This window comes from Cellulosimicrobium composti (genome assembly GCF_010287905.1).
In the GTDB taxonomy this organism is placed as follows: Bacteria; Actinomycetota; Actinomycetes; order Actinomycetales; family Cellulomonadaceae; genus Cellulosimicrobium; species Cellulosimicrobium composti.
Genome location: NZ_JAAFAN010000089.1, coordinates 1 through 11,627, shown reverse-complemented (window position 1 = coordinate 11,627; position 11,627 = coordinate 1). Strand labels below are relative to the sequence as shown.

At 75.4% G+C, this 11,627-nt stretch carries 10 protein-coding genes; all 10 read right to left on the bottom strand.

From position 1 onward, the window contains the following. The coding region (locus GYH36_RS17740) for a primosomal protein N' family DNA-binding protein (RefSeq protein ID WP_446661274.1) at positions 1-560 on the bottom strand (560 nt) is incomplete at its 3' end. A gap of 76 nt (positions 561-636) precedes the next feature. After that, the gene (gene metK / locus GYH36_RS17735; RefSeq protein ID WP_024839649.1) at positions 637-1,833 is read right to left on the bottom strand and encodes a methionine adenosyltransferase; all 1,197 of its coding nucleotides are present in this window, start codon (positions 1,831-1,833) and stop codon (positions 637-639) included. Between the two features lie 63 nt (positions 1,834-1,896). Then, complete coding sequence (gene coaBC, locus GYH36_RS17730; RefSeq protein ID WP_162290533.1) at positions 1,897-3,231, bottom strand: bifunctional phosphopantothenoylcysteine decarboxylase/phosphopantothenate--cysteine ligase CoaBC; 1,335 nt, start codon at positions 3,229-3,231, stop codon at positions 1,897-1,899. Between the two features lie 107 nt (positions 3,232-3,338). Then, positions 3,339-3,617, bottom strand: a complete 279-nt coding sequence (gene rpoZ, locus GYH36_RS17725) for a DNA-directed RNA polymerase subunit omega (RefSeq protein ID WP_024839647.1) — start codon at positions 3,615-3,617, stop codon at positions 3,339-3,341. 177 nt (positions 3,618-3,794) lie between these two features. Further along, entirely contained in the window at positions 3,795-4,424 is a 630-nt protein-coding gene (gmk, locus tag GYH36_RS17720) for a guanylate kinase (RefSeq protein WP_051471470.1), read from the bottom strand. 73 nt (positions 4,425-4,497) lie between these two features. Then, entirely contained in the window at positions 4,498-4,809 is a 312-nt protein-coding gene (gene mihF, locus GYH36_RS17715) for an integration host factor, actinobacterial type (protein ID WP_021482878.1), read from the bottom strand. Positions 4,810-5,097: 288 nt separating this feature from the next. Next, positions 5,098-5,880 carry a tyrosine-protein phosphatase gene (locus GYH36_RS17710; RefSeq protein ID WP_162290532.1) on the bottom strand — a complete coding sequence of 261 codons (783 nt, stop codon included), beginning with the start codon at positions 5,878-5,880 and terminating at the stop codon, positions 5,098-5,100. 252 nt (positions 5,881-6,132) lie between these two features. Then, complete coding sequence (gene pyrF / locus GYH36_RS17705) at positions 6,133-7,002, bottom strand: orotidine-5'-phosphate decarboxylase (protein ID WP_024839644.1); 870 nt, start codon at positions 7,000-7,002, stop codon at positions 6,133-6,135. Beyond that, positions 6,999-10,364: a carbamoyl-phosphate synthase large subunit gene (carB, locus tag GYH36_RS17700; protein ID WP_024839643.1), complete on the bottom strand. Its 3,366-nt coding sequence runs from the start codon at positions 10,362-10,364 to the stop codon at positions 6,999-7,001. The genes pyrF and carB overlap by 4 nt, the downstream gene beginning before the upstream one ends. A gap of 2 nt (positions 10,365-10,366) precedes the next feature. Then, the coding region (carA, locus tag GYH36_RS17695) for a glutamine-hydrolyzing carbamoyl-phosphate synthase small subunit (RefSeq protein WP_203232010.1) at positions 10,367-11,627 on the bottom strand (1,261 nt) is incomplete at its 5' end.

The window sequence follows — 11,627 nt, the reverse complement described above, 5'->3', positions numbered from 1 at the left end:
GCACCGGGGGGCGCGCCCGGCGTCTCGCCACCGGTCGTCCCCGGCGCCGTCTCCCCCGCCGCGGCGCCGCCCGCAGCCGCCGTCGCTGCCGTCGCCGACAGGAACGCCTGCTCGGCGCGCGCGTGGCGCGGCGGCACGGCGAGGCGCAGCACGTCCGAGAGGGTGCCCGCGTAGTGGTCGGCGACCGCGCGCGCGAGGCGCGCCACGGCGGGCGCGAGCACCGGCTCGGGCGACACGACGCGGCGCAGCGGCAGCAGGCGGCCGTCGTGGTCCGAGCGCTCGACGCGCTCCAGGACGTACCCGTCCACGTCGCGGCCCGCGAACCGCACCTTGACCCGGGCGCCCGGGCGCGCGTCGTCGGCCATCGTGGCCGGGACGAGGTAGTCGAACGCGCGGTCGAGGTGCGCGGGCGACAGGTCGAGCGCGAGGCGCGCCACGGGCAGCTCCGCGGCGGCCTGCAGGGACGCGGGCGGCGCGGGCGTGCGCGGGGCGGGGGGCGGCGTCACGCCCGGCAGGGTGTCCTGCACCGCCTCCCCGGGCGTGTCCTGCGGCTCGCTCACGACGCCATCGAACCACGCGCCGCCGTCACGGCCGGGCGCGCGGGCGCGACCGGCCCGGGCGGCGGTGCGGGCGTCCTCACACGAGGGACTGCAGGTCCGCGACGCGGTCCGTGCGCTCCCACGTGAACTGCTCGAGCTCGCGCCCGAAGTGCCCGTACGCGGCCGTCGGCGCGTAGATGGGGCGCAGCAGGTCCAGGTCGCGGATGATCGCGGCGGGACGCAGGTCGAACACCTCGCGGATCGCGGCCGTGATCCGCTCGACCGGCACCTTCTCCGTGCCGAACGTCTCGACGTACAGGCCCACCGGGTGCGCCTTGCCGATCGCGTAGGCGACCTGCACCTCGCAGCGGCGCGCGAGCCCGGCGGCGACGACGTTCTTCGCGACCCAGCGCGTCGCGTACGCGGCGGAGCGGTCCACCTTCGACGGGTCCTTGCCCGAGAACGCGCCGCCGCCGTGCCGGGCCATGCCGCCGTACGTGTCCACGATGATCTTGCGGCCCGTGAGCCCCGCGTCGCCGCGCGGCCCCCCGACGACGAACGTGCCCGTTGGGTTGACGAACAGGCGCGTCGCGCTCGCGTCGAGGTCGAGGCCCGCGGCCTCGAGGACGGGCGCCACGACGTCGTCCGCGACGAGACGGTGCAGGTCGTCCTGGCGCACGTCCGGGTCGTGCTGCGTGGACAGGACCACCGTGTCGAGCGTGACCGCCCGGTCGCCGTCGTACCCGATCGTCACCTGCGTCTTGCCGTCCGGGCGCAGGCCCGGCACCGTGCCGTCGCGGCGCACGAGCGCGAGGCGCTCCGCGAGCCGGTGCGCGAGCCACACCGGCAGCGGCATCAGGCTGGGGGTGTCGTCGCTCGCGTACCCGAACATGAGGCCCTGGTCGCCCGCGCCCTGTGCGTCGAGCGGGTCGTGCGCCCCCTGGTCGTCGCGCTCCTCGAGGCTCTTGTCCACGCCCTGCGCGATGTCCGGCGACTGCTGCCCGATCGACACCGAGACGCCGCACGAGTCCGCGTCGAACCCGATGGCCGACGAGGTGTACCCGATGCGGCGCACCACGTCGCGCACGATCTGCGGGATCTCGACGTACGCGTCCGTGGTGACCTCGCCCGCGACGTGCACGAGGCCCGTGGTCACCATCGTCTCCACGGCGACGCGCGACGTCGGGTCCTGCGCGAGGAGGGCGTCGAGGATGGAGTCGGAGATCTGGTCGCAGACCTTGTCCGGGTGTCCTTCGGTGACGGACTCGGACGTGAAGAGACGCAGATCAGCCATGCCGCACAGCCTACTGTCCCGAAGCGTGGGCGCGGGCATCCGGCAGTCGAGACGAGACGCGGGTCACTCGGCGGCCGGGAGCAGGCTCGCCGACGCCCCGGCGCCACCACCCGCGGGAGACCCGGACCCCGCGAGCCGCGCGGCGACCGCGTCCCACACCGCGTGCGCGACCTCGCGCTTGGTGCCGCTCGCGACGGCGACGACCTCGCCGCCGCCGTCGACCACCGTCACGTCGTTCGCGTCCACGGCGAACCCGCGCCCCTCGCCCACCGCGTTGACGACGAGCAGGTCGGCGCCCTTGCGCCGCGCCTTCGCGCGCCCGTGGTCCAGCACCGACCCGTCCGCGTCGCCCGTCTCCGCGGCGAACCCGACGACGACCTGGCCGTCGCGCAGCCGGTCGTGCGCGAGCTCGGCGAGCACGTCGGGGTTCTCGACGAGCGCGATCGGCTCCGGCCCTCGGCCCGGCACCTTCTTGATCTTCGCGTCCGGGGCGTGGGCCGGACGGAAGTCCGCGACCGCCGCCGCCATGACCACGACGTCCGCCGTCGTCGCCCCGGCGCGGACCGCGTCCCGCAGCTGCGCCGTCGTCTCGACCGGCACCACGTCGTCGAGCCCGTGCTCGCGCACGAGGGCCGCGACGTCCGGGGCCAGGTTGGCGGCCACGAGCGTCACCCGGGCGCCCCGCGCCTGCGCGGCGGCCGCGAGCTCCACACCCTGGCGGCCGCTCGACCGGTTGCCGATGAACCGCACCGGGTCGATCGGCTCGCGCGTGCCGCCCGCCGACACCACGACCCGCCGGCCCGCGAGGTCGCCCGCGGGGGCCTCGCCGGACGCCGGAGCGTCCAGGTCCGCCCCGTCCGCGAGGGCCCCGGCCTCCGCCGCGACCCGCAGCGCGACGCGCGCGATCTCGTCGGGCTCCGGCAGGCGACCCGGGCCCGTGTCCGCGCCCGTCAGGCGACCCGACGCCGGCTCGATCACGTGCACGCCCCGCGCGCGCAGCGTCGCGACGTTCGCGACCGTGGCCGGGTGCTCCCACATCTCCGTGTGCATCGCGGGCGCCATGACCACCGGGCAGCGCGCGGTGAGCAGGGTCGAGGTGAGCAGGTCGTCCGCCCGGCCCGACGCCGCGCGCGCCAGCAGGTCCGCCGTGGCGGGCGCGACGACCACGAGGTCCGCGCCCTGGCCCAGCGCGACGTGCGGCACGTGCTCGACGTCCTCGAACACCTGGTCCGTCGCCGGCTCGCCCGACAGCGCCTCCCACGTGGGCGCGCCCACGAAGCGCAGCGCGGCCGCCGTGGGCACCACGCGCACCCGGTGCCCCTGCTCGCGCAGCAGCCGCAGCAGCAGCACGGCCTTGTACGCCGCGACCCCGCCGCTCACCCCGAGCACGATCCGCATGTCGCTCCTCCGACTCGTCCTGGCCGCCCGCCGTCCGCGGGCGCGGCGCGTCCGCCCGCGGACGCACGAACGCCGCGCCCTCCGGCGGAGGTGCGCGGCGTGCGGGCTCAGGCCTCGGGGGCCTCTTCGGGCTCGGCCTGGATGGTCAGCAGGCCCGCGTTGATCTCGCGCATCGCGATCGACAGCGGCTTCTCCTGGTTGCGCGTCTCGAGCAGCGGGCCGACGTTCTCGAGCAGGCCCTCGCTGAGCTGCGAGTAGTACGCGTTGATCTGGCGCGCGCGCTTCGCCGAGTAGATGACGAGCGCGTACTTCGAGTCGACGTGCTCGAGCAGGTCGTCGATCGGCGGGTCGGTGATGCCCTCGGGGGCGGCGACGGTTCCGGACACAGTTCGCTCCGTGGGTTCAAGGGTCTGCAGCCGGGCGCTGCAGCTGGTCGATGGCGGCGGCGCGTGCGCCGCTCCGTCCGGGGCCGGGCCGCCGCCGCGCCACGTCCGGGGACGGGCCGCCGACCGGGCCGTCGGCCCACCGGGGAGCGCGCCCGCGCGCGGGCACCGCAGGACAGTCTACTCGGTGTGCTGCTCGGTGCGCCCGGCCGGCACGGGACCCGCGCCCTGCGTCGCGTCCACGGGCCGGGGCTCGAGGCCCATGACGCGCACGAGCTCGTCGGTCGCGCGGTGCACCTCGTCGTTGACGATGACGTGGTCGAACTCCGACTCCGCCGCGAGCTCGACGCGCGCCGTCGTGAGCCGGCGCTCACGCTCCTCCGCGTCCTCCGTGCCGCGGCCCACGAGCCGCCGGACGAGCTCGTCCCAGCTCGGCGGCGCGAGGAACACGAACCGGGCCTCGGGCATCGACGCCCGCACCTGCCGCGCCCCCTGGAGGTCGATCTCCAGCAGCGCGGGCACGCCCGCGGCGAGCTTCTCCTCGACCGCGCGCCGGGGCGTGCCGTAGCTGTTGCGCCCGTGCACGACCGCCCACTCGAGCAGCTCGCGGTCCGCGACCATGCGCGCGAACTCGTCCGGGCCGACGAACAGGTAGTGCACGCCGTCCACCTCGCCCGGCCTCGGGTCGCGCGTCGTCGCAGACACCGAGAGCCACACCTCGGGGTAGCGGGCCCGGATGTCGGCGGACACCGTCCCCTTCCCGACGGCGGTCGGTCCCGCCAGGACGGTCAGGCGGGCGGGTCCGGGCAGGGTGGACGGGGAGGCCGGCTCCGCCGCCCCCTCGGGGGCGTGCGGCGTCGGCTCGGACGGGTGCGCGGAAATGTCAGCCAAACCTCTCGATGAGGGCCGCGGACTGGTGGGGGCCGAGGCCGCGGACACGACGTGTCTCGGCGATCCCGATCTCCTCCATGATCGCCCGAGCCTTCACCTTACCCACGCCGGGCAGCGACTCCAGCAACGAGACGACCTTGAGCTTGCCGATCATGTCGTCCGTCTGGCCGCGCTCGATGACCTCCTTCAGGGAGCCCTGGGAGTACTTGAGCCTGTTCTTCACCTCGGCGCGGACCCGCCGGGCCTCCGCGGCCTTCTCGAGCGCCGCTGCACGCTGTTCTGGGGTCAGGGGTGGAAGTGCCACGCAAGTCACCTACTCGTCGTCAGGCGGATGGGCCCACACAGTCGTCCGGGTGCGCCCACGAGGAGCCCGAATCGGGTGAATCACCCGGGCGACCTGCGCCGACGCACGGAGCCGACCCCTCGAACGTAGCGAGCCTCGACCGATCGGGCAACGACTGGGCATGGCGCGTCGCGCGCCCCCGCCGCGCCGGGAGCGAGCCCTCACGCCTCCGTACGCCCGCCCCCGCCCGAGCCGACCGTCCGTGTCCCGGCCCTGCCCGTCCGTGACCGCCCGGCCCCGCGCCCCGGTTCAGGACGCGACGAGGCGCGCCACGAGCGCGTCGCGCACCGCGGTCGTCACGCCGCACGCCGCGAGGTAGCCGTCGACGCTGCCGTGCTCGCGCGCCGCGAGGTCCCACGCCGCCGCGAGGTAGTCGGGCTCGACCGTGAGGAGCGGGGCGAGCGCGTCGGGCGACAGCCCGGGCAGCGGCGGCACGACGGCCGCGAGCCCGTCCGCCGCGGCGGCGCTCGCGAGGTACTCCGCCATGCGGTCCTCCTCCGCGACGCCCGCGACGTGCTGCGCGAGCGCGACGACCCATCCCGTGCGGTCCTTGCCCGCCGAGCAGTGCACGACGCTCGCACCGTCGCCGGTCGTGACGTCGGCCAGCACGCGCCCCACCGTGGCGCGCACGCACGGGTCGGTGACGAACGTCGCGTACACGCCGTGCATCATCCGGCGCGCGACGCCAGCGGGGTCGTCCGCCGCGAGCAGCCCCGCGACGAGCGCCGCCGGGTCGGCCGACGCACCCGTCGCCCCGCCGGCCCCCGCGCGCATCCCCTGCGCCGGGTCCATGCCGCGACGCAGCACCCGCACGCCGCCCGGCACGGCGTCGGCGCCGTCGCGCGCGAGCTCGTCCGGGCCACGCAGGTCCACGACGGTCCGCACGCCGAGGTCGACGAGGGCCGCCTGCCCCGCCGGCGTCAGGCGCGACAGGCTCGCCGTGCGCAGCAGCACGCCCGTGCGCAACGGTTCGTCGTGCCCGACCGGCACGGCCCTCCCGCCGACGTCGCGCGCGTTCCACGTGCCCGGCACGTCGAGCGCCCGGGCACCGCGCCGCCCGGGTCGGGGGCGGCGGGGACGGGCGGGACGTCGTCGCGCGGGGTCATGGGCGCAGTCTGGCACGCGCGACCGGGACAGCGGTCCGCCGGGAGCCCGTGCGGTCGGACGACGGCGGCACGTCGGTCGGCGACCGTCGGGCGACGCGCCCGGGCCCGGGCCCGGACGCAGACGACCGCGGGCCGGCACCCGTGGGGTGCCGGCCCGGTGGTCGTACGCGGGGCGGACTCAGCCGCGCAGGGCGCGTGCCGCCTCGTCCGTGGCCGCCCGCGCCGCGGCGCGCAGCGCGTCCGCGTCCGGGCCCTCGCGCAGCACGCCGCGCGACGACGACGCGAGCACCTGCCCGCGCGCGGCGCCGAACACCGCGGCGAGCTCGGCCGGGCCCGCGCCCTGCGCGCCCACGCCGGGCGCCAGCAGCGGACCGCGCACCGCGGCGAGGTCCGTGCCCGTGCGGGTCGCGGCGTCGGCGATCGTCGCGCCGACCACGAGGCCGACCGGCCCCAGTGGGTCGCCCGCCTCGACGACCGGCGCGTTCACGCGCGCCGCCTCCCGCGCGACGTGGGCGGCGACGGACTCGACGCCCGCCCCGGCGCCGCGGCGCGCGTGCTGCACCTCGGCACCCTCGGGGTTCGACGTGAGGCACAGCACGAACAGACCGCGCCCCGTCTCCAGCGCCGCGTCCACCGCGGGCTGCAGCGACCCGAAGCCGAGGAACGGCGAGACCGTGAGGGCGTCCGCCGCGAGCGGCGAGCCGTCGCGCAGGTACGCGTCGGCGTACGCCGCCATGGTCGAGCCGATGTCCCCGCGCTTGGCGTCCATGACCACGAGCGTGCCGGCCGCCCGGGCGGCCGCGAGGACCTCCTCGAGCGCCGCGACGCCGCGCGACCCGTGCCGCTCGAAGAACGCCGACTGCGGCTTGACCGCGGCGACGCGCCCCCCGACCGCCTCGACGACCCGCAGGCCGAGCTCACGCAGCCCCGCGGCGTCGTCGGGCAGGCCCCAGTCCGCGAGCAGACCGGGGTGCGGGTCGATGCCGACGCACAGCGGGCCGTGGTCGTCCATCGCCGCGGCGAGGCGCGCGCCGAAGCCCGCGCTCACGCGCGCACCCGCTCCGGAGCCGCGGGCGCCACGCCGGCCGTGAGGCCCTCGCCCGCCATGTGCTCCTGCAGGCTCCCGACCGCGAACGGCCCCGCGAGGACCGCCTCGATGCCCTGCACGGCGGCGGCGAGCTGGTCGACCGTCGTCGCGATCGGCTTGTCGGCCGCGGTCGTGGCCGCGCGGATCTCGTAGCCGTCGGCGCGCGCGCCCTGACCGGACGGCGTGTTGATGACCATGTCCACCTCGCCCGCGGTGATGAGGTCGACGATCGTCGGCTCGCCGTCGGCGCCCCGACCCGCGGAGAACTTGCGCACGACGCGCGACGCGATGCCGTTGCGGCGCAGCACGCTCGACGTCCCGTCCGTCGCGAGGATCTCGAACCCGAGCTCCGCGAGGCGCTTCACCGGGAACACGATCGAGCGCTTGTCGCGGTCGGCGACCGAGACGAACACGCGGCCCGACGTCGGCAGCCCGCCGAACGCCGCGGCCTGCGACTTGGCGAACGCGTGCGGGAAGTCGCGGTCGAAGCCCATGACCTCGCCCGTAGAGCGCATCTCCGGGCCGAGGACGGTGTCCACCACCGTGCCGTCCGCGGTGCGGAACCGCTTGAACGGCAGGACGGCCTCCTTCACCGCGATCGGCGCGTCGAGCGGCAGCGTGCCGCCGTCGCCCTCGGCAGGCAGGACGCCCGCCGCGCGCAGCGCGGCGATCGACTCGCCCGCCATGACGCGTGCCGCGGCCTTCGCGAGCGACGTGCCCGTGGCCTTCGACACGAACGGCACCGTGCGCGACGCGCGGGGGTTCGCCTCCAGGACGTACAGCACGTCCGAGACGAGGGCGTACTGCACGTTGAGCAGGCCGCGCACCCCGACGCCCTTCGCGATGGCCTCGGTCGAGCGGCGGATCCGCTCGATCTCCTGCTCGGACAGCGACACGGGCGGCAGGACGCACGCCGAGTCGCCCGAGTGGATGCCGGCCTCCTCGATGTGCTCCATGACGCCGCCGAGGAACAGCTCGGTGCCGTCGTAGAGCGCGTCGACGTCGATCTCCATCGCGTCGTCGAGGAACCGGTCGATGAGCAGCGGCGCGGGCAGCGTCCCGGCCGTGCGGTCCTCGGCCGCCGCGGCCGCGAGGGCGCGCTCGACGTAGCCGGTGAGCTGCTCCGCCGAGTACACGATCTCCATGCCGCGCCCGCCGAGCACGTAGGACGGGCGCACGAGCACCGGGTAGCCGATGCCGGCCGCGACGTCCTTCGCCTCGTCGAGCGAGCGCGCGGTGCCGAACGCCGGGGCGGGCAGGCCCGCCTCGACGAGGACGCGGCCGAACTCGCCGCGGTCCTCGGCGGCGTCGATCGCCTCGGGGCTCGTGCCGAGGATCGGCAGGCCCGCGTCCGCGAGGCGCTGCGCGAGGGCGAGCGGCGTCTGCCCGCCGAGCTGGACGATGATGCCCTTGACCGGGCCGGCCGCGAGCTCGGCCTGGTAGACCTCGAGCACGTCCTCGAACGTCAGCGGCTCGAAGTACAGGCGGTCCGACGTGTCGTAGTCGGTCGAGACCGTCTCCGGGTTGCAGTTGACCATGATCGTCTCGTAGCGCTCGCGCAGCGTGAGGGCCGCGTGCACGCACGAGTAGTCGAACTCGATGCCCTGGCCGATGCGGTTCGGGCCCGAGCCGAGGATGATCACGGCCTCACGCTCGCGCGGGGCGACCTCGGTCTCCAGGTCGTACGACGAGTAGTGGTACGGCGTGCGGGCCGCGAACTCGGCCGCGCACGTGTCGACCGTCTTGTAGACGGGGCGCACGCCGAGCGCGTACCGCACCTCGCGCACCGTCGCCTCGCCCGCCGGGCCCATGCCGCGCAGGCGCGCGACCTGCGCGTCCGACAGGCCGTGCTTCTTCGCCTCGCGCAGCACGTCGTGCGTGAGCGCGGGCGCGTCGGCGACGGCCGCGGCGACCTCGTTGACGAGCTGGATCTGGTCGAGGTACCAGGGGTCGATCTTCGTCGCCTCGAACACCTGCTCGACGCTCGCGCCCGCGCGCAGCGCCTGCTGGACGCCGATGATGCGGTTCTCCGTGGGACGCGCGATGCGCACCAGGAGGTCGTCGAGCTCCGCGCCGGACACGGGCTCGCCGTCCCAGTGGAACACCGCGCCGCCCTTGTCGATCGACCGCAGCGCCTTGCCGAGCGCCTCGGTAAAGTTGCGCCCGAGCGCCATCGCCTCGCCGACCGACTTCATGGTCGTCGTGAGCGTCGGGTCCGCCGCGGGGAACTTCTCGAACGCGAAGCGCGGCACCTTGACGACCACGTAGTCGAGCGTCGGCTCGAACGACGCCGGCGTGACCTGCGTGATGTCGTTCGGGATCTCGTCGAGCGTGTAGCCCACGGCGAGCTTCGCCGCGATCTTCGCGATGGGGAAGCCGGTCGCCTTGGACGCGAGCGCGGACGAGCGCGACACGCGCGGGTTCATCTCGATGACGATGACGCGGCCCGTGTCCGGGTCGACGGCGAACTGGATGTTGCAGCCGCCCGTGTCGACGCCCACCTCGCGGATCACCGCGATGCCGATGTCGCGCAGCTTCTGGTACTCGCGGTCGGTGAGCGTGAGCGCGGGCGCGACCGTGATCGAGTCGCCCGTGTGCACGCCGACCGGGTCGACGTTCTCGATCGAGCACACGACCACGACGTTGTCGTTCTTGTCGCGCATGAGCTCGAGCTCGTACTCCTTCCAGCCGAGGATCGACTCCTCGAGGAGCACCTCCGTCACCGGCGAGTAGTGCAGGCCCTGCCCGACGATGCGGCGCAGCTCCTCCTCGTCGTACGCGAAGCCCGAGCCGAGGCCGCCCATCGTGAACGACGGGCGCACGACCATCGGGTAGCCGAGGTCGCCCGCGGCCGCGACCGCCTCCTCGACCGTGTGCACGATGAGCGAGCGCGCGGACTCGCCGCCGCACTTCTCGACGACGTCCTTGAACTGCTGGCGGTCCTCGCCCTTCTGGATCGCCGCGATGTTCGCGCCGATGAGCTCGACGCCGTACTCCGCGAGCACGCCCGCCTCGTCGAGCGCGATCGCCGCGTTGAGCGCGGTCTGCCCGCCGAGCGTGGGCAGGAGCGCGTCGGGGCGCTCCTTGGCGATGATCGACGTGAGGACCTCGGTCGTGATCGGCTCGACGTACGTGGCGTCGGCGAACTCGGGGTCGGTCATGATCGTGGCCGGGTTCGAGTTCACGAGGACGACCCGCAGGCCCTCCTCCTTGAGCACGCGGCACGCCTGGGTGCCGGAGTAGTCGAACTCGCACGCCTGGCCGATGACGATCGGGCCGGACCCGATGACCAGGACGCTGGAGATGTCGGTTCTGCGAGGCACGGTCAGCTCTCCTTGGTGTTCTGGTCGGCGGCCTCGGAGCCCTCGGAGCGTCGGGACGCCATGAGCTCGACGAAGCGGTCGAAGAGGTACGCGGCGTCGTGCGGGCCGGCCGCGGCCTCGGGGTGGTACTGGACGGAGAAGGCGGGAAGGTCGAGGCACTCGAGCCCCTCGACCACCTGGTCGTTGAGCCCGACGTGGGACACGACGACGCGCCCGTAGCGGCCGCCGTCGTGCGGGGCGACGGACTCGCCGTCGAGCGGCGCGTCCACGGCGAACCCGTGGTTGTGCGCCGTGACCTCGACCTTGCCGGTGCGGCGGTCCATGACGGGCTGGTTGATGCCCCGGTGGCCGTACGCGAGCTTGTACGTGCCGTACCCGAGCGCGCGCCCGAGGATCTGGTTGCCGAAGCAGATCCCGAAGAACGGGGTGCCGCGGTCGAGGACGCCGCGCAGCAGCTCGACCTCGTGCGTCGCGGCGCCCGGGTCGCCGGGGCCGTTGGAGAAGAACACGCCGTCGGGCGCGTACGCCTCGATCTGCTCGATCGTCGTCGAGGCCGGCACCACGTGGACGCGCACCCCGCGCTGGGCGAGGCGCTGCGGCGTCATGGACTTGATGCCGAGGTCCACGGCCACGACGGTCGCGACGGGCTCGCCGTCGGGCGTCGAGCCCTCGAACGGCTCGACGACGTACGCCTCGTCCGTGCTGACCTCGCGCGCGAGGTCGGCGCCCGCCATCGCGGGCGCGGCCTTCACCTCCGCGACGAGGTCCTCGACGGTGCGGGGGTAGCCGTCGCGCACGAGCGCGTCGCCCGAGAAGATCCCGGCGCGCATGACGCCGAGCTCGCGCAGGTGGCGCGTGAGGGCGCGCGTGTCCACGTCGCTGATGCCGACCACGCCCTGCGCGGCGAGCTCCTCGTCGAGGGTGCGCCGGGCGCGCCAGCTCGACGCGCGTCGCGCGGCGTCGCGCACGACGTACCCGGCGACCCAGATCTTGCCGGACTCGGGGTCCTCGTCGTTGACGCCCGTGTTCCCGATGTGGGGGGCCGTCATGACGACGATCTGCCGGTGGTAGGACGGGTCGGTGAGCGTCTCCTGGTAGCCGGTCATGCCGGTGTTGAAGACGACCTCCCCCACCGTGGTGCCGCGGGCGCCGGTGGGGCGCCCGGGGGGGGCGGGGCCGGGCGCGCGGGAGGGGAGGGGGCGGGGGGGGGCGGGGGCCGGGGGGGGGGCTGGGGTGGGGGGGGGGGGGGCGGGGGGGGGGGGG